Source organism: Streptomyces sp. RLA012, assembly GCF_056270325.1.
In genome coordinates this window covers 6,946,683-6,969,056 of the sequence record NZ_JBWDPA010000002.1, presented here as the reverse complement: position 1 = coordinate 6,969,056, position 22,374 = coordinate 6,946,683, and the positions used below count along the sequence as shown (strand labels likewise).

At 69.7% G+C, this 22,374-nt stretch carries 14 protein-coding genes; 4 read left to right on the top strand and 10 right to left on the bottom strand.

Features of this window, described 5'->3' with window-relative positions:
- Nucleotides 1-184: 184 nt before the first annotated feature.
- A complete protein-coding gene (locus RV986_RS32045) occupies nt 185-5,125 on the bottom strand; it encodes an NAD-glutamate dehydrogenase (protein ID WP_475920716.1) in 4,941 nt (1,646 codons plus the stop codon).
- Nucleotides 5,126-5,790: 665 nt separating this feature from the next.
- Between RV986_RS32045 and RV986_RS32040 the strand changes: the two genes are divergently transcribed.
- Nucleotides 5,791-6,357, top strand: coding sequence for a DJ-1/PfpI family protein (locus tag RV986_RS32040; protein ID WP_475920715.1), 567 nt, complete (start codon nt 5,791-5,793; stop codon nt 6,355-6,357).
- 264 nt (nt 6,358-6,621) lie between these two features.
- Here the strand turns inward: RV986_RS32040 and RV986_RS32035 are convergent, their stop codons facing one another.
- Nucleotides 6,622-7,290, bottom strand: coding sequence for an HAD family hydrolase (locus RV986_RS32035; RefSeq protein WP_475920714.1), 669 nt, complete (start codon nt 7,288-7,290; stop codon nt 6,622-6,624).
- Between the two features lie 84 nt (nt 7,291-7,374).
- Nucleotides 7,375-7,890 carry a DUF6912 family protein gene (locus tag RV986_RS32030; RefSeq protein ID WP_475920713.1) on the bottom strand — a complete coding sequence of 172 codons (516 nt, stop codon included), beginning with the start codon at nt 7,888-7,890 and terminating at the stop codon, nt 7,375-7,377.
- A 358-nt stretch (nt 7,891-8,248) separates the two neighbouring features.
- Here RV986_RS32030 and RV986_RS32025 point away from each other — a divergent pair, with 358 nt between their 5' ends.
- On the top strand, nt 8,249-8,824 hold the full coding sequence (locus RV986_RS32025; RefSeq protein ID WP_475920712.1) for an Rv3235 family protein: 576 nt from the start codon (nt 8,249-8,251) through the stop codon (nt 8,822-8,824).
- A 207-nt stretch (nt 8,825-9,031) separates the two neighbouring features.
- On the opposite strand, the gene secA is transcribed toward RV986_RS32025, so the two are convergent.
- Nucleotides 9,032-11,848: a preprotein translocase subunit SecA gene (gene secA / locus RV986_RS32020; protein ID WP_475920711.1), complete on the bottom strand. Its 2,817-nt coding sequence runs from the start codon at nt 11,846-11,848 to the stop codon at nt 9,032-9,034.
- Between the two features lie 256 nt (nt 11,849-12,104).
- Between secA and RV986_RS32015 the strand changes: the two genes are divergently transcribed.
- Both RV986_RS32015 and RV986_RS32010 read left to right on the top strand, forming a co-directional pair.
- On the top strand, nt 12,105-12,689 hold the full coding sequence (locus RV986_RS32015) for a GNAT family N-acetyltransferase (RefSeq protein ID WP_475920710.1): 585 nt from the start codon (nt 12,105-12,107) through the stop codon (nt 12,687-12,689).
- 420 nt (nt 12,690-13,109) lie between these two features.
- Nucleotides 13,110-14,288, top strand: a complete 1,179-nt coding sequence (locus RV986_RS32010; protein ID WP_475920709.1) for a winged helix-turn-helix domain-containing protein — start codon at nt 13,110-13,112, stop codon at nt 14,286-14,288.
- Nucleotides 14,289-14,294: 6 nt separating this feature from the next.
- Here RV986_RS32010 and RV986_RS32005 read toward each other — a convergent pair whose 3' ends face one another.
- The 6 genes from RV986_RS32005 to mtrA form a co-directional block, all read right to left on the bottom strand.
- The gene (locus tag RV986_RS32005) at nt 14,295-15,041 is read right to left on the bottom strand and encodes a response regulator (RefSeq protein WP_475920708.1); all 747 of its coding nucleotides are present in this window, start codon (nt 15,039-15,041) and stop codon (nt 14,295-14,297) included.
- A gap of 206 nt (nt 15,042-15,247) precedes the next feature.
- Entirely contained in the window at nt 15,248-15,940 is a 693-nt protein-coding gene (gene hpf / locus RV986_RS32000) for a ribosome hibernation-promoting factor, HPF/YfiA family (RefSeq protein ID WP_475920707.1), read from the bottom strand.
- 315 nt (nt 15,941-16,255) lie between these two features.
- Nucleotides 16,256-17,188 (bottom strand): ComF family protein, encoded by a 933-nt coding sequence (locus RV986_RS31995; protein ID WP_475920706.1) that lies wholly within the window; start codon nt 17,186-17,188, stop codon nt 16,256-16,258.
- A 551-nt stretch (nt 17,189-17,739) separates the two neighbouring features.
- Nucleotides 17,740-19,581 (bottom strand): LpqB family beta-propeller domain-containing protein, encoded by a 1,842-nt coding sequence (locus tag RV986_RS31990; protein ID WP_475920705.1) that lies wholly within the window; start codon nt 19,579-19,581, stop codon nt 17,740-17,742.
- Nucleotides 19,571-21,679, bottom strand: coding sequence for an MtrAB system histidine kinase MtrB (mtrB, locus tag RV986_RS31985; protein ID WP_475920704.1), 2,109 nt, complete (start codon nt 21,677-21,679; stop codon nt 19,571-19,573). The genes RV986_RS31990 and mtrB overlap by 11 nt, the downstream gene beginning before the upstream one ends.
- A gap of 1 nt (nt 21,680) precedes the next feature.
- A complete protein-coding gene (gene mtrA / locus RV986_RS31980; protein WP_016438163.1) occupies nt 21,681-22,370 on the bottom strand; it encodes a two-component system response regulator MtrA in 690 nt (229 codons plus the stop codon).
- Between the last annotated feature and the right edge of the window lie 4 nt (nt 22,371-22,374).

Below are 22,374 nucleotides of genomic sequence, written 5' to 3'. Positions count from 1 at the left end.
CACAATTGTCCCTTTTATCAGCAATAGGTAAATTCCAAGTCCGATTTCTCCGAGAGATCGACAAGAACGGGGCAAGAAGGCGACCACGGCGCTTGCCCCGGTCGGCACAAATGGGGGCACCCCCGGCCATCCCGGCCGGGGGTGCCCCCATCGACGTACCGCTGGACCACGTACCGCTCTGGACCTACGAGTGCGTCCGCAGAAGCGTCCGCATCGTGCGCATCGCCACCGACAGGTTCGCCAGGTCGAACGAGTCCGAGCTCCGGATCTCCTCCAGAGTGGTGCGGGCACGGCCGAGGATCGCGGCGTTCTTCTCCTCCCAGGCCTTGAAACGCTGCTCGGGGGTCGACGTGCCGTTGCCGACGGCGAGGACGTCGGCGGTGAGCGCCGCGTGGGCCGCGTACAGGTCCTCACGGATCGAGGCGCGGGCCATGGACTGCCAGCGGTCGGCGCGCGGCAGCTCGATGATGCGGTCCATGAGCTGGGTGATGCTCAGCCGGTCGGCGAGGTCGTAGTAGATCTCGGCGACGGCCAGCGGGTTCTGGTCCACGCGGTCGGCCACCGCGACGATGTCCAGCGTCGGGAAGGCGGACGAGAAGCCTGCCACCCGCGTGGCGAGCCCCTCCGGGACACCGGCGCCCGTCAGCTCCTCGAAGATCTGCTGGTACCACTCCAGGTCAGCGCCGCGCAGCAGCTTGGGCAGCTCGCCCCAGACCTGCGCGACCCCCTCGCGGAAGAAGGAGATGTTCTCGGCGAGCTGCAGCGGCTGCGGCCGGTTGTTGAGCAGCCAGCGCGTGCCGCGCTCGACGAGCCGGCGCGAGTGCAGCCGGATCCGGGTCTGGACGCCCGCGTCGACGACATTGTCGAGCCCCTCCACCGCGTCCCACACCTTGCTCGAATCGAAGATCGTGCGGGCCGCGGTCTGCGCCCGGACGATCTCCTCCAGGGACGCGCCCGTCTCCTCCCGGAGGCGGTGCAGGAAGCTCGTGCCGCCCGTGTTGACCGTGTCGTTGACCAGGACGGTCGTCACGATCTCGCGGCGCAGCGCGTGCGCCTCGATCTGCTCGCGGAACTTCTCGCGCAGCGCGGTGGGGAAGTACGCGAACAGCAGGCCCTGCAGATGCGGGTCGTCGGGCAGCGAGGTGGCGAGCAGCTCGTCGGAGACCGTGATCTTCGTGTACGCGAGGAGGACGGCCGTCTCGGGACCGGTCAGACCCTGCCCGGAGTTGAGCCGCTCACGGATCTGCCGCTCGCTGGGCAGGAATTCGAGGGCCCGGTCGAGGTGCCCCTCCCTGACCAGGAAACGCAGGAACCGCTGCTGCGCGTGGAGCATGCTCGGGGACTGGGCCAGCGCGTTGGCGATCGCCACGTTCTGCGCGTAGTTGTTGCGCAGGACCAGGTCGCCGACCTCGTCGGTCATCTCGGCGAGCTGCTTGTTGCGCTGCTTGACGGTCAGATCGCCGTTGGCCACCACCGCGTTGAGCAGGATCTTGATGTTCACCTCGTGGTCGGAGGTGTCCACACCCGCGCTGTTGTCGATGGCATCCGTGTTGATCTTGCCGCCGTGCTGCGCGAACTCGATCCGGCCGAGCTGGGTCAGGCCCAGGTTGCCGCCCTCGCCGACGACCTTCGCACGCAGGGCGGCGCCGTCGACGCGGATCGCGTCGTTGGCCTTGTCGCCGACGTCCGCGTGCGACTCGGCGGACGCCTTGACGTACGTACCGATGCCGCCGTTCCACACCAGGTCGACCGGCGCCTGCAGGATCGCCTTCATCAGGTCGGCCGGGGTCATCTTGGTGACACCGTGCTCGATGCCGAGGGCCTCACGGACATGGGAGTTGACCGGGATCGCCTTGGCGGTGCGCGGGAAGACGCCGCCGCCGGAGGAGATCAGCTCGGTGTTGTAGTCGGCCCAGGACGAGCGCGGCAGCTCGAAGAGACGGCTGCGCTCGGCGTACGAGGTCGCCGCGTCCGGGGTCGGGTCGAGGAAGATGTGCCGGTGGTCGAAGGCGGCGACGAGCCGGATGTGCTCGGAGAGCAGCATCCCGTTGCCGAACACGTCACCGGACATGTCACCCACACCGACGACCGTGAAGTCCTCGCTCTGGGTGTCCACGCCCAGCTCCCGGAAGTGCCGCTTCACGGACTCCCAGGCACCGCGCGCGGTGATGCCCATCTTCTTGTGGTCGTAACCGGCCGAGCCGCCGGAGGCGAAGGCGTCGCCGAGCCAGAAGTTGTAGCTCTCGGCGACCTCGTTGGCGATGTCCGAGAAGGTCGCGGTGCCCTTGTCGGCGGCGACCACGAGGTAGGTGTCGTCCCCGTCGTGCCGCACGACGTCGGCGGGCGGCACGACCTCACCGGCGACCAGGTTGTCGGTGATGTCAAGCAGCGCCGAGATGAAGGTCCGGTAGCTGCGGATGCCCTCCGCGAGCCAGGCGTCACGGTCCACGGACGGGTCGGGCAGCTGCTTGGCGACGAAGCCGCCCTTGGCGCCGACCGGCACGATGACGGTGTTCTTCACCATCTGCGCCTTGACGAGCCCGAGGATCTCGGTACGGAAGTCCTCGCGCCGGTCGGACCAGCGCAGCCCGCCGCGCGCGACCTTGCCGAACCGCAGGTGCACGCCCTCCACCTTCGGCGAGTACACCCAGATCTCGTACGCCGGTCGCGGCGCCGGCAGGTCCGGGATGGCCCGCGGGTCGAACTTCATGGAGACGTACTCGTGCGGACTGCCGCCCAGCGCCTCCTGGAAGAAGTTGGTGCGCAGGGTCGCCTTGATGAGGGTGAGGAAGGAGCGCAGGATCCGGTCCTCGTCCAGGCTGGCCACCTGGTCGAGAGCCGCCTCCAGCTCCTCCATCAGGGCGTCGGTCAGTTCGAGACCGGCGCGCTGGCGGTCCGGCGACATCCGCGCCTCGAAGAGGGAGACGAGCAGCCGGGTGGTGTGGACATTGTTGCGGAGGGTGTCCTCCATGTAGTCCTGGCTGAAGGTCGAACCCGCCTGGCGCAGGTACTTCGCGTACGCGCGCAGCACCACCGCCTGCCGCCAGGTCAGCCCGGCGCTCAGCACCAGGGCGTTGAAGCCGTCGTTCTCGGCCTCGCCGGTCCAGGTGGCGGCGAAGGCCTCCTGGAAGCGCTCGCGGCCGTCGTCACCGAGGTAGTCCCCGTTGCCGATGAGCGACTTGGGCAGGCGCAGCCCGAAGTCGTAGATCCAGGCCGTCGTACGGTCCGAGCAGCGCAGCTCGTACGGGCGTTCGTCGGTGACCTCGACGCCCATGCGGTTGAGGGCCGGCAGGACCGCCGAGAGGGAGACCTGCTCACCGGTGCGGTAGATCTTGAAACGGCGCTCGCCGGGACCGGCGCTCACCGGCTCGTAGAGGCTGAGCGCGAAGTCCTTGCTCTGGTCGGTGGTGAGCTTCTCCAGGTGGACCAGGTCGGCGACGGCGGCGCGCGGGGTGTGGTCGGCCTTGTAGCCCTCGGGGAAGGCGCTGCCGTAGCGGCGCAGCAGCCCGGACGCGCGCTCCTCGCCGCACTCGGCGTTGAGCGCCTCGGCGAAACCGTCGGCCCAGGAACGGGCGGCCTCGACGAGCCGCGCCTCGATCCGTTCCTTGTCCACGTCGCTGAGCTGCGGCAGCTCGGTGCCCTGCGGGACCCGGACCACGAAGTGCAGCCGGGAGAGGATCGACTCGGTGTTCCAGGCGGTGAAGTCGACGCTGGTGCCGTTCAGCTCCTCCTTCAGGATGTCGATGATCCTGAGGCGGACGCCGGTGGTGTAGCGGTCGCGCGGGAGATAGACGAGGGCCGAGTAGTAGCGGCCGTACTCGTCCTGGCGCAGATAGAGCCGCAGCCGGCGGCGTTCCTGCAGGTAGAGGACGCTGGTGACGATGGTGCGCAGCTCGTCGGCGGGCGTCTGGAAGAGCTCGTCGCGGGGGTAGGTCTCCAGGATCTGGAGCAGGTCGCGGCCGTCGTGGCTGTTGGGCGAGAAGCCCGCGCCCTTGAGGACCTCCTCGACCTTGCGGCGGACCACGGGAACGCGGCGCACGGACTCGGTGTACGCGGCCGAGGAGAACAGGCCCAGGAAGCGCCGCTCGCCGACGACATTGCCCTCGGCGTCGAACTTCTTCACGCCGATGTAGTCGAGGTAGGACGGCCGGTGCACGGTGGCGCGGCTGTTGGCCTTGGTGAGGACGAGCAGCTTGTGCTCACGGGCCTTGGCGCGGGCGTCGGCGGGCAGCCGCTCGAAGGACGGGCTGACCGGGTGGCTGTCGTCACCGCCGTGCTGCGGATCGGAGCGCAGGATGCCGAGCCCGGTGCCGGGGACGGCGGCCAGCACGTCGTCGTCGCGCAGCTCGTACTCGCGGTACCCGAGGAAGGTGAAGTGGTCGTCCGAGAGCCAGCGCAGCAGCTCACGGGCCTCCTCGACCTCCTGGTCGCGCAGGTCGTCGGCGGTCGGCTCGGTGGGCAGCTCCTCGGCGATGCGCAACGAGGCGTCGCGCATCTTCTCCCAGTCCTCCACGGCCTCCCGGACGTCGGACAGGACGCGCAGCAGATCGGCGGTGATCTGCTTCAGGTCGGCACGGTCGGTCTCACGGTCGATCTCGACGTGGATCCAGGACTCGACGTGCGCGTCGTGCGGCAGCTCCCCGGCGGCGGGCCGGGCGGGCAGCATCTCGATCAGTTCGCCGGTCAGATCACGCCGGACGAGGAACTGCGGGTGGATGACGACATGGATGCCGCGTCCCTGCCGGGACAGCTCATTGGTGACCGAGTCGACGAGGAAGGGCATGTCGTCGGTCACGACCTCGACGACGGAGTGGCTGCAGGTCCAGCCGTTCTCCTCGACGGTGGGCGTGTGCACCCGGACGTTGGCCGTGCCCTGGGGGCGGTTCTCGGCCAGCCGGTAGTGCGAGAAGGCGGCTCCGAAGACATCGACCGGGTCGCGGTCGGTCAGGTCCTCCGGGGCGGTGTGCAGGTAGTAGCGCTGGAGGAACGCGAGCACGGTGTCCTTGTCCGGAGTGCCCTCGCTCGTCGTCCCAGTCGGTAGGTGCCCCCCGACCGGGCTGTTCTCAGCTACCCGGGCAGCCCTTTCGAGCAGCTCGGCCTTGGCTTCGTCCAGCTTGGTCTGCATTGTCCTCTGGCTCCTGTCGCGCGCCGTTGCGTGACGTAGAAGGAAGTACGGTCTCTTCTCCGACGTAACGCCGCGACGCGGGGTGTCCGGTCTGGTCCGACGCTATGCCGCATGGAGAGAAGAGCGGGGGGTTATCGGCCATTCTCGACGCTCGCGGCGACTGTGACGCTGCTCTCTGCGGCGTCCGTCCCCGGGGTGTCCTGGCCGTACGGAGCGCACTCGCGATTCCGCCGACGCCCACGTTCCCGCCTGCGCCTGCGTCGCCGCTTGCGCCGACGGGTCCGCCCGCGCCCGCGTTTCCGCCTGCGCCTGCCGCGTTCGCCGTCCCGTCCCGCCTGCGAAGATCAGCGACCGCCGCCCGGTCACGGATGTGGTCCGTGCGCTCCGGGCGCGGGGCAGGGGCGATGACGCCCCCGCGAGATATCGCGCTGATCACGCCACCAGGCTATCGCTCCCGACCCCGGGGCCGTCATGAGCCGTATGTGTACAAAACCGGGGGTGGAACTTTGACAGTCTGCACAGGGACGAAAAGGACGGGAACGTGCAGTCCCTTGCCAACCGCCGCACGCGGCGACACGTTGACGAGGACGGACAACAGAGGCGGAATAGACCTTGAAGCCCCGCTGAAGCTCCACGGAAGTTCCACCGAAAGGAGCGGCACCGACATGACACCGAAGATCCTGATGGTCACCGGCGACGCGGCAGAGTCGCTGGAGGTCCTCTACCCCTACCAGCGCCTGCGCGAGGAGGGCTACGAGGTCCACATCGCGGCCCCCACCCGCAAGACACTCCGCTTCGTCGTCCACGACTTCGAACCCGGCTTCGACACCTACACGGAGAAGCCCGGCTACACCTGGCCCGCCGACCTCGCGTTCGCGGACGTCGACCCCGGCCAGTACGCCGCCCTGGTGATCCCGGGGGGCCGCGCCCCGGAGTACCTCCGCAACGACCTCGAACTCCGCAAGATCCTCAAGTCCTTCTTCGACTCCGACAAGCCCGTGGCCCAGATCTGCCACGGCCCGCTCCTCACGGCGGCCGTCGACGCCCTGCGGGGCCGCCGCGTCACGGCGTACCCGGCGCTGGAGCTGGACATGCAGGCGGCCGGCGCGACCTTCCAGGACGCGGAGACCGTGGTCGACGGCACCCTCGTCTCGGCCCGCGCCTGGCCGGACCACTCCGGCTGGATGCGCGAGTTCCTCACGGTCCTCCGCGCGAAGGCACCGGTGCGCTGAGCGACTTCCGGGGCCCGAGCAACCCGGGCGGGCCGACGCCCCGGCACGACGACGCCCCGGCACGGTGCGGCGCGGGACCGACCCGGTGCGGCGCGGGGCCGACCCGGTGCGGTGCGGGACCGACCCGGTGCGGCGCGGCGCGGCGCGGCGCGGGGTCGACCCGGCACGGCGCGGCGCGGGACCGGTGCCGTGCCGACGCGGTGCCGGCGGCCACCCCGCACGCTACCGCGCTACCAGCCCCCACCCCCGCGGCAGCGGCTCCGCTCAGGCCGCGAGCCGCTCGGCCTCCTCGACCGCCTCCTCCAGGCTGTCCACGACGGGCACGCCGACCTCCTCCAGACTGGCGCGGCTGTGCGAACCCCCGGTGTAGAGCACGGCCCGCGCACCGACACGCAGGGCGGCGATCGCGTCGTCCGCGGCATCCCCGATCACGACGGTGCGCTCCGGATCCACATCCGCGAGCGCACCTATGTGCCGCACCATGTGCTCCGCCTTGCTCCCGCCGGACGGCCCGACCCGCCCCTCCACCCGCACGAAGTGCGGCTCGATCCCGAACCCCCGGACCAACGGCACCAGTTCGTCATGCACATACATGCTCAACAGAGACTGACTGCGCCCCGCCGACCGCCAGCCGGCGAGCAGCGCCGCCGCCCCCTCGGTGAGCTCGCACGCTATGCGGTGCTCCGCGTAGTACCGGTGGAAGGTCTCATCCATGACCAGCCACTCGGCATCGGTCGGCAGCCGTCCCATCAGCCGCTCGTAGAACTTCGGCACCGGCACGCAGTACAACGCCCGGTAGCGCTCCAGCGTGAGCGGTTCCATCCCCAACTCGGCGAACGCCGCGTTCGTCGCCCCGATGATCGCGGCATTGTCGTGGAACAGCGTCCCGTTCCAGTCCCACACGATGTGCGCTGCTGCGCCCTGCTTCCCCATACCAAGAACCTACCCGCCACCACTGACAAAGCCCCTCGGCCACCCAACCCGTGACAACCGCGAGGGTGACCGGAAGGCGAAGTCTCAGTCCCCCAACCCCACCAGATGGGGAATCTCCTGCGTGGCGAACCACAACAACTCGTGGTCCTCGGCCCCGTCCACGATGAACTGCGCGTCGTCGTCCCCGTGATCGGCCGCCCCCAACGCCGCCACGGCCGCCGCGACATCCTCCTCGGCGTCATCGGCGTCGACATGCACCGCGGCGGCCTTGGCCAGCGCCAGGGCCCCCGACACCCGCACCTCGCCGAGCGCCGCCGGGTCGAGCCCCCGGTCGGGATCGGCGACCGCGGCCCGGTCGGGGACGTCGACCGCGACGACCACCCGGCGCCGCACCGTTCGCGGCTCGCCCGCGAGCATCCGCAGCGAGGCCAGCGCGGCCCGGTTCAGCGCCGCGTACTCCAGTTCCTCGATGTCGTCGGAGAGATACCACTCGCGCAGCGCGGGCGTGACGGCGTACGCGACGAACGGTCCCGCTCCCAGCTCCCCCGTCTTGTACGCCTCGGCGAGACCGGAGAGGGTCAGGGGGACGTAGACGCGCATGGCTGGCCGCTTTCGTAGTCGGGAGGGTCCCGGGTCGGAGGGCTCCTGGAAGGGCGCTCCCGCGCCTCCCGGGAAGGCCTTCAGGATACGTGCGGGCGTCCCCTTTCGGGTCCCGGTCCCTCCCCCGTACGGCGTCCACCTCCGGCCCGCGATTCACCCGCCGCTCCCCGTCCCCGCCAAGCCGTCCCCGCCTCCCGGTCACTCTGATAGGTGAACCCTCCGGCCGTCGCGGCGCGCGCCCGGCGTCCTTGCGGGGGCCCGCTCCCGCCTCGTACAAGGTCCCCAACACGAAAGTTACCGCCCGGTACCCACTGGGCCGCAGCGAGCGGGGACGACGGATGAACAGCGGGGACCACGCATGAACAAGGTGATGACCAGGACGAAGCGCCGCCCGGGCACCCGCCCGCCCGGCCGCCACGACACCCGGCGCCCCGGCACCACCCCGCCCCGCACCCCGGGAGGCGGCCCGCCGTCGGCACCGCCGGGCGCGGGCACATCCCGCACCGCACCGCCCGGAGCCCGCCCTGCCGCGACTCCACCGGGAAGCCACCCGCCGGGTACGCCGGACGGAACCCCGCGGGGCCCCGTACCGCAGCCCCGGCCCACCGACCTCTTCGCCGACCTCCTGCTCGCCGTGCTCAGCGGCCGACGCCCCGTCCACTGCATGCTCCGCCACACCGCGGGCCGGGCCTACGACGAACTGGCCTGGCTCGCCGAACGTGGCCCCCTGCGCACCCGCGGCACCTGTCCCGTCGTCCGCGACATCGGGTACTACGTCCCCCGCCCCGGCGCGATCGAGGCCTTCGCCCGCATCGGCGCCGGTGACCGGCTCCGCGCGATGGCCTTCCGGCTGGAACAGGGCCCCGACCTCCGCTGGCGCTGCACGGCGGTGGAACTGGGCGGCCCGCGCATGCCCCGCCCGGACGACGACTGACCAACTCCTGCGGGCCCCTGAACGCCCCTCCTGAGCAACGCGAAGGGCCGGACACCCCAAGGTGCCCGGCCCTTCCCTGCTCAGCCCAGTCGAGCGCACAACCCGCTCAGGCGCACAACCCGCTCGGACACACAGCCCGGCTCAGGCGCACAGCCCACTCGAACAGCTCAGCCCTCACAGACGGAGACTGTCACCGGACGCCTGCGGTCACTTCTTGCGGCGCCGCCCGTTGCTCTTCTGCTGCTTGCGGCGCTCCGCACGCGTGAGGCCGTCCGCCTCGGAGCGCACGGGCTCGTCGTCGTCACTGGCGAAGTCGCCCTCGACGATGCCGCCTTCGCCGTCCACGGTCGGTGCGGAGAAGTGCAGCCGGTCGGGACGCTGCGGGGCGTCGAGCCCCTTGGCGCGGATCTCGGGACGCGCACCCGCGGGGACGACGTCCTCCTTCTTCTCCAGCGACGGCGCGGAGTCCTCGACCGGGACCTCCTCGACCTGCTGCTCGACCTGGACCTCCAGGTTGAACAGGTAGCCGACGGACTCCTCCTTGATGCCGTCCATCATGGCGGAGAACATGTCGAAGCCCTCGCGCTGGTACTCGACCAGCGGGTCCTTCTGCGCCATGGCGCGCAGGCCGATGCCCTCCTGGAGATAGTCCATCTCGTAGAGGTGCTCGCGCCACTTGCGGTCGAGGACCGACAGGACGACCCGGCGCTCCAGCTCTCGCATGATCTCGGAGCCGAGCTGCTCCTCACGGGCCGCGTACTGCTCGTGGATGTCGTCCTTGATGGACTCGGAGATGAACTCGGCGGTCAGACCGGCACGGTCGCCGGCCGCCTCCTCCAGCTCGTCGACGGTGACCTTCACCGGGTAGAGCTGCTTGAAGGCGCCCCACAGCCGGTCCACGTCCCACTCCTCGGCGAAGCCCTCGGCGGTCTCGGCCCCGATGTACGCGTCGATCGTGTCGTCCATGAAGTGCTGGATCTGCTCCTGCAGGTCCTCGCCCTCCAGGACGCGGCGGCGCTCGCCGTAGATGACCTCGCGCTGCCGGTTGAGGACCTCGTCGTACTTCAGGACGTTCTTACGCGTCTCGAAGTTCTGCTGCTCGACCTGCGACTGGGCGGAGGCGATCGCGCGGGTGACCATCTTGTTCTCGATCGGCACGTCGTCCGGCACGTTCGCCATCGACATCACGCGCTCGACCATCTGGGCCTTGAAGAGCCGCATCAGGTCGTCGCCGAGCGACAGGTAGAAGCGGGACTCGCCCGGGTCGCCCTGACGGCCGGAGCGACCGCGCAGCTGGTTGTCGATACGACGGGACTCGTGGCGCTCGGTGCCCAGCACGTAGAGCCCGCCGAGGTCCTTGACCTCTTCGAACTCCGCCTTGACGGCCTGCTCGGCCTTCTCCATGGCGGCGGGCAGAGCCGCGGCCCACTCCTCGATGTGCTCCTCGGGGTCGAGGCCGCGCTGACGCAGCTCCGCCTCCGCGAGGTCGTCCGGGTTGCCGCCGAGCTTGATGTCCGTGCCTCGACCGGCCATGTTCGTGGCGACGGTCACGGCGCCCCTGCGGCCGGCCTGGGCGATGATCGGAGCCTCACGGTCGTGCTGCTTGGCGTTCAGCACCTCGTGCTGGATGCCGCGCTTACTGAGCTGCTGCGACAGGTACTCGGACTTCTCGACCGACGTCGTACCGACGAGGATCGGCTGGCCCTTCTCGTGCTTCTCGGCGATGTCGTCGACCACCGCGTCGAACTTGGCGACCTCGGTGCGGTAGATCAGGTCCGACTGGTCCTTGCGGACCATCGGCTTGTTGGTCGGGATCGGGACGACGCCGAGCTTGTAGATCTGGTGGAACTCGGCGGCCTCGGTCATCGCCGTACCGGTCATGCCGGAGAGCTTGCCGTAGAGGCGGAAGAAGTTCTGCAGGGTGATCGTGGCGAGCGTCTGGTTCTCGTCCTTGATGTCCACCCCTTCCTTCGCCTCGATCGCCTGGTGCATGCCCTCGTTGTAGCGGCGGCCGGCGAGGATACGGCCGGTGTGCTCGTCGACGATCATGACTTCGCCGTCGATGACGACGTAGTCCTTGTCCTTCTTGAAGAGTTCCTTGGCCTTGATGGCGTTGTTCAGGTACCCGACGAGGGGGGTGTTCACCGACTCGTACAGGTTGTCGATGCCCAGCCAGTCCTCGACCTTGGAGACGCCGGGCTCGTGGATGGCGACGGTGCGCTTCTTCTCGTCGACCTCGTAGTCCCCGGTCTCCTCGATGCCCTTGAGGGAGTTGCCGGGCTCGCCCTTCTTCAGGCGGGTGACCAGCTTGGCGAAGTCGCCGTACCACTTGGTGGCCTGGTCGGCCGGGCCGGAGATGATCAGCGGCGTACGGGCCTCGTCGACGAGGATGGAGTCGACCTCGTCGACGATCGCGAAGTTGTGGCCTCGCTGGACGAGTTCGTCCTGCGACCAGGCCATGTTGTCGCGCAGGTAGTCGAAGCCGAACTCGTTGTTCGTGCCGTAGGTGATGTCGCACGCGTACTGCTCACGGCGCTGGGCCGGCGTCATGTTGGCGAGGATGCAGCCGACGCTCAGACCCAGGAACTTGTGGACGCGCCCCATCATCTCGGAGTCGCGCTCGGCAAGGTAGTCGTTGACCGTGATCAGGTGAACGCCGTCTCCGGAGAGAGCGTTCAGATACGCGGGCAGGGTGCCGACGAGGGTCTTGCCCTCGCCGGTCTTCATCTCCGCGACATAGCCGAGGTGGAGCGCGGCGCCACCCATCATCTGCACGTCGTAGTGACGCTGGCCGAGAGCGCGCTTGGCAGCCTCACGCACGGTGGCGAAGGCCTCGGGGAGCAGGTCGTCCAGGCTCTCCCCATCCGCGTACCGCTGCTTGTACTCATCAGTGAGGGCACGCAGCTCGGCGTCGGAGAGGTCGACGAAGTCCTCTTCGATGGAGTTGACCTGGTCCGCGATGCGGTGCAGCTTGCGCAGGATCTTGCCTTCGCCTGCACGCATGATCTTCGAGAGGACGGACACGGGGGTTTGTCTCCTTGCCGGTCGGGCCTGGGACGGTCGGATTCAATGACAGATTCAATGACAGATTCAAATCACAGCTTGAGCAACGGCCATCGTAAGCGAGGACCCCACCGCGCCGGGAGGTCTGCCCGTGACAGCCACTAGGACAACGGACAGGGGTTGCGGAAGGTGCCGCGTCCGCGCTACGAAAAGTGACCGAACCGTCACTCATCGCAAAGAGATGGCGCCCTTCCGGTGGCCCGAGCACAATCGGCCGATGGATCCCGTCACACTGACCACCGACCGGCTGCTCCTGCGCTCCGTGGGCCCGCACGACACCGACACGGTGTACGAGGCCGTCCAGGACCCCGACATCCAGCGCTGGACCACGATCCCCTCGCCGTACCTCCGCGAGCACGCGACGGGGTTCACTGACCAGATGGTGCCGGACGGCTGGGCGGACGGCTCCATGTTCACCTTCGGCGTCTTCCTCCCCGCCGGGGAGTTGGTGGGCATGCTCGCCATCACCATGCGCTCCCTGGGCGTCGGCGAGGTCGGCTTCTGGGCGGCCAAGGAGCACCGCGGCAACGGTTACATCACCGAAGCCACCCTCGCCGCCTCCCGCTGGGTCTTCACCAGCCTCGCCGTCGACCGCCTCGAATGGCGCGCCGAAGTCGGCAACAAGGGCTCCCGCGCGGTCGCCGAACGAGCCGGCTTCACCCTCGAAGGCACCCTCCGCTCCGCCCTCAACAACAAGGGCGTACGCAGAGACTGCTGGATCGGCTCCCTACTCCCGTCGGACCTGAGCCTGCCATCAACGGCCCCGTACTTGCCCGCACCTCCCGACTCATCCGACATCTGAACCCAAACCGGTCGGCGGAACGAAACCCCACGGGCAACACAGCCCCGGGTGTGGCACAGCAACGCAGCCCGCAGGGGCAGGGGGCAGAACCCCGGTGTGATGCGAGGGGGGCGGGTGCGGTGCCCTGCGGGGGCGCATGGGCACAACCTCGAGTGGGGTGTAGGGGCACAGCCCCGGCGGGGTGCACTGGCGCAGCCCTAAGGGGGCCGGGGCCGGAGCCCCGAGGGGGGCAGGGGCGCAGCCCCGCGGGGGGGCAGGGGCGCAGCCCCAGGCAGGGTGCAGGGGCGCAGCCCCGCAGGGGGCCAGGGGGTGCAGGGGCGCAGCCCCGGGTGGGGTTGAAGGGGCGGAGCCCCTGGGGATGGGACGGGTAGGGGCGGCGGGGGCGAACCCACTGTCAGTGGCACCGCCTACCGTGTGGGCATGACGAGCAGCCTCCCGCGTCCCACCACCGAACTCTCCGCCGACGAAGCCCGCCGCATCGCCCTGCGGGCCCAGGGCCTCCTGGGCACCCCGGACCGCAAGGCCGGCGTCCGCGGAGTCCTGCGACACCTCGGCGCGGTCCAGCTCGACACGATCTCCGTCCTGGCCCGCTCCCACGAACTCATCCCGTACGCCCGCCTCGGCGCCGTAGGCCGCCAGACAGTAGACACCGCCTACTGGAAGGACACACACGCCTTCGAGTACTGGTCCCACGCCGCCTGCATCCTCCCCGTGGAGGAATGGCCCCACTTCGCCTTCCGCCGCCGCGCCTACCGATCCCGCCCGCACTGGAACCACACCCTGCCGGACGGCACCTACGACCAGGTCATCAAACAGCTCCGCACCGAAGGCCCCCTCACGGCAACGGAGTTGGGCGGCGCGAAGAAGACCAGCGAGTGGTGGGACTGGTCGGGCACAAAGGTGGCCGTCGAGCGCGCACTCATGTACGGCGAGGTGGTGTGCACCGAGCGCCGCGGCTGGAAGCGGGTGTACGACCTCGCCGAGCGCGCCGTCCCCGATGCTCTGCTCCATGACGAGTTGGACGACGCGGAGTGCCTGCGCCGCCTCGTCGGTCTGGCGGGCCAGTCCCTGGGTGTCGGCACGCGCGCGGACATCGCCGACTACCACCGTCTCAAGGGCGAGCAGGTCGACGCGGTGATCGCGGACTCGGGCCTGGTCCCGGTGACGGTGGAGGGCTGGGGCAAGCCGGCCTGGGCGGACCCGGCGGCCCTGGAGACGGCCCCGCGCGGCCGCCACCGTACGACGCTGCTGTCCCCGTTCGACTCGCTCATCTGGGAGCGGGCCCGCACGGAGCGGATCTTCGGCTTCACCCACCGCCTGGAGGCGTACACGCCCAAGCCGAAGCGGGTGTACGGCTATTTCGCGATGCCGGTCCTCGCCGGCGGCCACCTCGTCGGCCGCGTGGACCCGGCCCGCGAGGGCCGCACGCTGGTCGCCAAGCAGGTCACCCTGGACGGCCCCAAGGCGGTCCCGGCCGTGGCCCAGGCCCTGCTGGAGGCGGCAAGCTGGGTGGACTGCACGAACGTGCGCGTGGAGCGGGTGGACGCCCCGGAGCTGCGCGAGCCGCTCACGAAGGAACTCACCCGTCTGCTTGCCTGACCGGACCTACCTGATCTCGAGAATCTTCTCGCGCATCGCGTAGACCACCGCCTCCATCCTGGAGTGCAGCTGCAGCTTCTCCAGGATGTTGCGCACATGGTTCTTCACCGTGTTCTCGGAGATGAACAGCTCCTTGGCGATATCCCGGTTGTTCATCCCCGTCGCGACGAGCTTGAGCACCTCCAGCTCGCGTTCCGTGAGCCGGGGCGCGGGCACCAGTCGGCGCTCGTCCGTCCGCTGAATCATCGACTTGAACTCGGTGAGAAGTTTCGACGCCATGGACGGGCTGATCTGCGACTGTCCGTCCGCCACCGCGCGAATGGCCGTGGCCACCTCGTCCGTGGAGATCTCTTTGAGGAGATATCCGGTCGCGCCCGCCTTGATCGCGTCGTAGAGATCGGCCTCCTCGTCGCTGATCGTCAACATGATGATCTTCGCGCTGGGAGCCACCTCCTTGATGGAGGTGCACGCCTCGATACCGCCCCGTTTCGGCATGCGCACATCCATCAGCACGATATCGGGAAGCAGGTCGGCGGCCTTGTCGACCGCCTCCGCCCCGTCACCCGCCTCGCCGACGACCTGAATGTCCTCCTCGGCCGCGAGCACGATCTCCAGACCGCGGCGAAAGAGGGCGTGGTCGTCCACGACGAGGACCCGAATGGGCTCCTTTCGTGGAGAGCCCGTGTCCGGGCCCATGCCGACGACGCCACCGTCGGCATCCCCGTCACGCATCGGTCCGAAGCTGTCCGCCATCGTTCCTCCCCCTGAAGGCCGTGGCCTGCGTTCTTGTGCCATCGCCAACCCAAGGCAACGGCCTACCGGTTGAAGCCGGTTCGGCCATGATTCCATGCCCGGACGACAGTGCGGTGACAGAGCGGGTCCCGAAGTGGTCGCACACCGGTGCCCCTGGGGGCGCACGCACGCTCCAGGGGCACCGTCTCAGCCGTCATCGGGGCGGGTCAGCCGCCGAGCGCACCGCCCGGCGCGGCCGATCCGGCCTGGGCGACCATGGGGTCCGTGCTGAGGTGGATGACGCCGTAGTCGTAGGCGTGCCGTCGGTAGACGACACTCGGTTCCTTCGTCTCGGAGTCGACGAAGAGATAGAAGTCGTGCCCGACCAGCTCCATCTCGTAGAGCGCCTGGTCGAGTGTCATCGGGGCAGCCACGTGGGTCTTCTCGCGAACGACGAGGGGGCCTTCGCCCATGACCTCGAGGGAACCGATCTTCTTGGTCGGCACGCTGTCCGTGTCGTCCTCGTGGACGACACTCCCGTTTCCGTTCAGCGTCGCTGCGCCCGGGACGTGGTCGGCGACCTCGGCGGCCGAGATCCGGCCGTTCCCACGGCGGGTGTAGCGCTTGTCGTGCTGCTTGCGCAGCCGGGCTTCGAGTTTGTCCGCCGCCAGGTCGAGTGCCGCGTACGGGTCACTTGCCGCCGCCTCCGCCCGGATCACCGGACCCCGGGAGTGGAGCGTGATCTCCACTCGGTCGCAACGGTCGGCCTGCCGAGGGTTGGGCTCCTTGGACACCTCCACGTCGAGGCTGATCACCTTGCCATCGAGCTTCTGGATCTTCTCCAGCTTCAGCTTCTCGGCCACGTGCTTGCGGAACCGCTCGGGCACCTCGGTCTTGCGGCCCTTGACGACGATGTCCACGCAGAACTCCGTTCCCGGATCACTCCGCTGCACTGGCGGAGCATCTCCCTTTTTGCACCAGGTCCCGGTGAGTCCCGGAACCTCGGACTTGGTGACTTTCACCTCCTCCTCCCCCATGGGCAAGATCTACACCCCAGCGCTGCGGGGGATTCGGAAAACCCGCGGCACGGCATTCGGACAGGAGAGGTACGGCCTGCGCCATTGCCTCACAACCGAACATATCTCGCCCGGACGGATGTCGTCACCCTCTACTGCGGCGTACCTCCGTTCAGGTGAATTGACCTGGTCATTACCTGCAACGATGAAAGCTCTCGGTCAGTTCCGGTTTATTTCGAAGGAGTCCGGCGGGGCCGCCACCACCGCCGCACAGATCATGTCGCCGACTCCGTTCGTACCCGTCATTCGTTGGTCCACTTGTGTCCGGTCCATGCCCGATGCCGTTGCCCGCGTCATGCGTTCCCCCGTTGTTCCCCCCGCTTGCGCGGCGTATGCATGGGCCTCCGCCAGCACCGCCCGCACGGCACGCGCCGCCTCTGTCAGTGAGGCGCCCGTCGTCATCAGGTCGTCCACGAGCACGACCCCGTTGCCGCCCGCCAACAGCCGGGCACCTCCGGCGACCACCTGCAGGGCGCCCGCGAGATTGTCCAGCCGCTGCCGGGAGTTGAGCCCCGCCTGGTCGGCCACGGCGCGTCGTTGCCGCAGCACGGCCAGCACCCGGGCCGATGTCCCCGAGCGCCGCAGCTCCCCCGCCGCCGCGAGCGCGATCCGCCGCGCCGGATCGTGGCCCCGTGCCCGCACCGCGCGCCGCGAGGACGGCACGGGAACAAGCAGCAGAGACCCTGGACCGGCAAACCGCGCGGGCCCGCGGCCGCCCTCGGACCGCCGTTGCCCACTCCCGGCCCCCAGGCGCCCGTCCGAGGCCGTGGGCCGCCCCCGCGTGACCGGGAGGCACATGTGCCCCAGCCCTGCCCTCACAGCACCCGCCAGGGCCGCGCCCAAGGGTGTCGCGAGTGTGAGTGCCCCCCGTTCCTTGTGGGCGAGGAGCGCCGCGCGCACCTCGTCCCGGTAAGGGGCCACCGCGTGCACCACCGGCAGCCCGTGCGGCTCCGGATCAGGTCGCACCCGGCGCGCCACGGCCCCACTCAGGGCGTCACGGCACTCCGGGCAGAGCACCGCGCGAGGCCTCCCGCAGCCTCCGCACTCGGCCGGCAGCATCAGATCGGTGAGGTCCTGCCACCACCCCCGCATGCCCACCACTGTGCCAACGCCCGCCCCACCCTGCCACCCCTGTGGACAACTCCCTGTGGACAACTCCACGGCCATCACCCCCCAGGGTGACCCCACCCGGATGGCGACCCAGCCCACCCCCGTACGGCGTCCGCACCCACCCCCGTACGGCGTCCGCACCCGCCCCGTACAGCGTCCGCACCCACCCGAGACGGCGGACGGGACCTGCCCAGGACGACGCACCCGCCCTGCCCGAGTCGACGGACAAGCCCGCCCCAGGACAACGACAACCGAAGGGCCCGCCACGGACCGGCGGACTGCCCCGTCCAGGAATGCAAGATTCTCCGGCCGAGACAGCCGGCCGACCCGGCCGAAACAGCGCAAGCCCCCCGCCCGGTCGGCCGGCGGTCCGGCCCACCCGGGCAGACGGAATCCCCCAACCAGAACAGCCGCCCGACGCGCCCCGGCAGACACAGACGCCCAACCCAGAGCAGCGGTCCGCCCCGCCCCGACAGGCACAGGCCCCCAACCAGAACACCGGCCCCACCCGCCCCGGCGGGACAGCCGACCCCCTACCCGGGATAAACCGGCGCCGTCCCCTCCTTGACGATCTTCTGCCACTGCTCCCCGGCCGACAGCCGCACGATCCCGTCCTCCACCGAGTGCGCCACCAGCGGCAGCCGGTCGTCCTCGGACGCGGCGATCTCCTTCACCCCGGTCAGCGCCGAGGGCGGGGCACCCACCGGAGTGGAGCCGTCGACCTGGACGTACCGCATCTGCTGCACCCCGCCGGACTCACGCCCGACGACGACGAGCCGGCTGTCCCCGGCCCACGACATGGCGGTGACCTCCTCCAGCTGCGGCGCCACGGAGCGCGGTTCGAGAATCGAGACGACGGGCCGCTCACCGGTCTTGGTGTCGCGCTCGATACGCCCGATCTGCAGCGAGCTCTTGCCGTCCTTCTCGACGATCAGCGCGATCCGCACCCCGTCGGCGGCCACCCGCACCGCCTGCACGCGTCCGTCGAGCCCCGGCGCCGTGACCTCCAACGGTGTACCCGCACCCTTCTCCAGCAGGAGCAGCCGCGGTTTCTTCGGGTCACGGTCGGCCACCCACAGGTCGCCCCGCCCGTCCCAACTGGGCGTCGTCAGCCGGTCGTCCGCCTTCGCGCCCTGGCTGTGCAGCACCGCCTCCCCGAGCGAGGCACCCGACACCAGCGATCCGACGTACAGCGAACTCCCGTCGGCCGACACACCGGCCGCGCTGTCCTCGGTCCGCGAGACCGCGGCGGCCCGCAGTTTCTTGGCGCCCTCGCCCAGCGCGCCGGGCACCGGCTCGGGCTGCTTGTCACCGTTGCCGCTGGGCAGCCGTACGAGCCGCTGCTTGCCGTCGATGAAGTACTCGTAGACGGGGTGCTTGGCCGTGCCGTGCGAAGCGACGCTCTCGGCCCGGCTCTCGGTGACCACACACAGCTGCGAACCGTTCGACCGCTGCAGCTCCACCTCGTCGACGCCCGTGGGTGTCAGATCCTGGAGCGTGAACAGGAGTTGGGCCGCCATCTTGTTGCACTGGGTCTCCCCGACCCGGTCGGCCCTCTTGTTCAACGGGACCGTCACCCTGTTGCGGTCGTCGGGCGACAACGACGTGACGCCCTTCTTCAGTTCCGTACCGGAGGGGAAGCTCGACGCCACCACCGGGTCCAGCCAGCGCGTGGGCCCCTTCAGGAGTGCTCGGACCATCTCCGTCATCGGGTCCACCTTGTCCCGCACGTAGACCGGATCGGCGACGGTCTGCAGCGGTCCACCCGACCCGGAGGGCATGTTCGAGGCGAAGTAGTACTTGTTGACGGACACGTAGTTGCGCTGGAAGTCGGAGTTGCCCATCACCACGCCCTGCGGCAGCACGTCGATACGCCACTGCTTGGTGTTCTTCTGCAGCGTGAGATGCACCGTCGTCCGGTACGAACCGGCGTCCGGCGCGTACGCGTGCTGCGCGTCCACCGCGGCGACCTGGCTGCCGGAGAGCGTATACGCGGCGTCGTCGTCGCCCTCCCTGACGCCCAGGCGCTCCGACTCGGGGTTCGGCCCGTCCGCGAGGACGGTCGTGGAGCGGTAGGGATCCCACGTCTTGCGGGCGCTCACCGACAGATACTTGCGTGCCGTCTCGTACTGCGGGTCGTCACTGGTCAGCGCCTCCAGGAAGCCCTGCACGATCTCCGCCGGCGGGGCGTCCTCACGCGGTGGCAGCGCAAAGACACGGACCTGCGAGTCCTGCCTCGGTGTCGACTCGACCCCGCGCAGATCCCCGCTGTCCGGCATCGAGGCACACCCGGTCAGCAGCAATGCGCCGCAGCCGATGTACACCCCCACGCGCGCGGGACGCCGACGGCCGCTCCCCTCGCGGTCAGCGCCCACGAAATGCCTCCCCCTGCCCGAGTTCCTCGGGCTCTCCTTGTCCGAGCTCTTCAGATCCGCCGCCGTTCCGGTCACGCTCCCGCACGGTCAGCTCCCCACCCGCGGAAGGCGCGTCGTCCGGGCGCCGCGCGGCCCCGGCGGGCCTTGGCACCACACGCGCGCCGTTGCCCGGCAGCGCCGTCGGATCGGCCATGGGGGACGCCCCGGCCAGTCGCGGCATCATGGGCGTCCGCGACATCGGCGGTGCCGTCTTCCCGCCGCCGGTCTGCATCGGCACCGTGGCGAGCTTGTCACCGCCGCCGGAAGGCAGTCCCGCGTCGCTGAGTCCACGACTGCGCCGCGAGTCCTTGGGCTCCAGAGGTATCGGAGACCCTCGCAGCGGCTCGTCCGCGGTCCTCGGCAGCGTCAGCCGGAACTGCGAACCGCCGCCCGGCTCACCCCACGCCTGCAGCCAGCCGCCGTGCAGCCGGGCGTCCTCCAGGGCGATGGACAGCCCGAGCCCCGTACCGCCGGTGGTACGGGCACGTGCCGGGTCCGCCCGCCAGAAGCGGCTGAAGACCCGGGTCGCCTCGCCGGGCTTGAGACCGACGCCGTAGTCGCGCACCGCGATCGCGACCGCCCCGCCCGCCGCGGCGAGCTTGACCACCACTTCCTTGCCGTCGCCGTGCTCCACGGCGTTGACGACGAGGTTGCGCAGCACCCGCTCCACCCGCCGGGCATCCGCCTCGGCGACCACCGGCTGCTGGTCGCCGACGACGCGTATCTGTGAACCCTTGCGCTCGGCGAGCGGCTCGGCCCCGCTGACGACACGTCGTACGACTTCCCTGAGGTCTATCGCCTCGGCCTCCAGCGCCGCGGCTCCCGCGTCGAACCGGCTGATCTCCAGCAGGTCCGCGAGCAGCGTCTCGAAACGGTCCAGCTGATCGGCGAGCAGCTCGGCCGACCGGGCGGTCATCGGATCGAAGTCCACGCGCGCGTCGTGAATGACGTCGGCCGCCATCCGGACGGTCGTCAGCGGCGTACGCAGCTCGTGCGACACGTCGGACACGAAACGCCGCTGCATCCGCGACAGGTCCTCCAGCTGCTGGATCTTCGTCTGCAGGTTCTGCGCCATCTTGTTGAAGGCCTCGCCGAGCCGCGCGATGTCGTCCTCGCCGGTGACCTTCATCCGTTCCTGCAGACGCCCCGCGGACAGCCGTTCGGCGATCCCCGCGGCCATCCGCACCGGCGTGACGACCTGACGCACCACGAGCCAGGCGATGGCCCCCAGGAGCACCACGACGAACAGTCCGGCCGTCGCGAGCGTCCCCTTGACCAGGCTCAGCGACTTCTCCTCCTGCGTCAGCGGGAAGAGGTAGTAGAGCTGGTACGGGTCTCCGTTGGGGTCGAGGATCTGCTTGCCGATGACCAGCGCCGCCTGCGACTGCGTGTCGTCCTTGTAGACGACCCTGGTGTAGCTCTGGGCCGCGAGCGTGCTGCTGTCGATACGGGCGCGCAGATCCTCCGGGATGCTCAGCGTCGGATCGACATCGCCCGAGGAGCGCGGCCCGAGCCCGGCGCCGCCGTTGCCGGCCGCGTTGGAACTGAGCGTCACCACGTCGAAGGCGCCCTGGCCACCGCTGGAGAGCGACACCACGAGGTCGCTCATCCACTGGCTCACGTTCTTGGACGGGCGGCCGTCCGTGCTCGAACCGTCGTCACCGTTGGCCGTGGCCGCCGAGTCCGCCTTCTGCTTGGCCACCGTGAACCCACCGGTGGCCTGGCTCTGCGAGGCCTTCACCTTGGCGTCCAGCAGACCGTTGCGCACCTGCCCGATGACGACGAAGCCGAGCAGCAGCACGACGCCGAGCGACATCAGCAGCGTCGTGACGACGATCTTGAGCTGGATGTTGCGCCGCCACAGCCGCATCACGGGCAGCAGCGGACGGCGCACCCAGCGCATGAACAACCGAAGGACCGGGCTGCCCTGGACTCCGCCCTGCAGCAACCCGCCCTCCATGAACCGTCCCCAGCGGGAGCCCGTCACCTTCCGGCCGACAGGCCGCCCCGGACGGACCCCCGGCTCACCGGGCGCCGAAGCGGCACTGTCCGGGGACATGTCAGCTCGGTCCGGCCTTGTAACCGACACCACGGACGGTCACCACGATCTCCGGCCGCTCCGGGTCCTTCTCGACCTTGGAGCGCAACCGCTGGACATGCACATTGACCAGACGGGTGTCCGCCGCGTGCCGGTAGCCCCACACCTGCTCCAGGAGCACCTCGCGCGTGAACACCTGCCACGGCTTGCGGGCCAGCGCCACCAGCAGATCGAACTCCAGCGGAGTCAGCGCTATCGACTGCCCCTCCCGCTTCACAGAGTGACCGGCCACATCGATGACGAGGTCACCGATCGCCAGCTGCTCGGGCGCCGGCTCCTCGGAACGGCGCAGCCGTGCCCTGATCCGTGCCACCAGCTCCTTTGGCTTGAACGGCTTCACGATGTAGTCGTCGGCGCCCGACTCGAGTCCGACCACGACATCGACGGTGTCGCTCTTCGCCGTCAGCATCACGATCGGCACCCCGGACTCCGCCCTGATCAGGCGGCACACCTCGATACCGTCCCGGCCGGGAAGCATCAGGTCCAGGAGCACCAGATCGGGCTTGCTCTCACGGAAAGCGGCCAGCGCCTTGTCGCCGTCGGCTACGAAAGACGGCTCAAAACCTTCACCACGCAACACAATGCCGAGCATCTCGGCCAGTGCGGTGTCGTCATCGACGACAAGGACTCGTCCCTTCATAAACGACATCATCCCA

Excerpts from the sequence above, each read along its gene's own strand:
- mtrA (WP_016438163.1), bottom strand. The coding sequence starts at position 22,370 with ATGATGTCGTTTATGAAGGGACGAGTCCTTGTCGTCGATGACGACACC.
- RV986_RS32015 (WP_475920710.1), top strand. The coding sequence starts at position 12,105 with ATGGATCCCGTCACACTGACCACCGACCGGCTGCTCCTGCGCTCCGTG.
- RV986_RS32010 (WP_475920709.1), top strand. The coding sequence starts at position 13,110 with ATGACGAGCAGCCTCCCGCGTCCCACCACCGAACTCTCCGCCGACGAA.
- RV986_RS32030 (WP_475920713.1), bottom strand. The coding sequence starts at position 7,890 with ATGCGCGTCTACGTCCCCCTGACCCTCTCCGGTCTCGCCGAGGCGTAC.
- RV986_RS32035 (WP_475920714.1), bottom strand. The coding sequence starts at position 7,290 with ATGGGGAAGCAGGGCGCAGCAGCGCACATCGTGTGGGACTGGAACGGG.
- RV986_RS32025 (WP_475920712.1), top strand. The coding sequence starts at position 8,249 with ATGAACAAGGTGATGACCAGGACGAAGCGCCGCCCGGGCACCCGCCCG.
- RV986_RS32045 (WP_475920716.1), bottom strand. The coding sequence starts at position 5,125 with ATGCAGACCAAGCTGGACGAAGCCAAGGCCGAGCTGCTCGAAAGGGCT.
- RV986_RS32005 (WP_475920708.1), bottom strand. The coding sequence starts at position 15,041 with ATGGCGGACAGCTTCGGACCGATGCGTGACGGGGATGCCGACGGTGGC.
- RV986_RS31995 (WP_475920706.1), bottom strand. The coding sequence starts at position 17,188 with ATGCGGGGGTGGTGGCAGGACCTCACCGATCTGATGCTGCCGGCCGAG.
- RV986_RS32040 (WP_475920715.1), top strand. The coding sequence starts at position 5,791 with ATGACACCGAAGATCCTGATGGTCACCGGCGACGCGGCAGAGTCGCTG.
- mtrB (WP_475920704.1), bottom strand. The coding sequence starts at position 21,679 with ATGTCCCCGGACAGTGCCGCTTCGGCGCCCGGTGAGCCGGGGGTCCGT.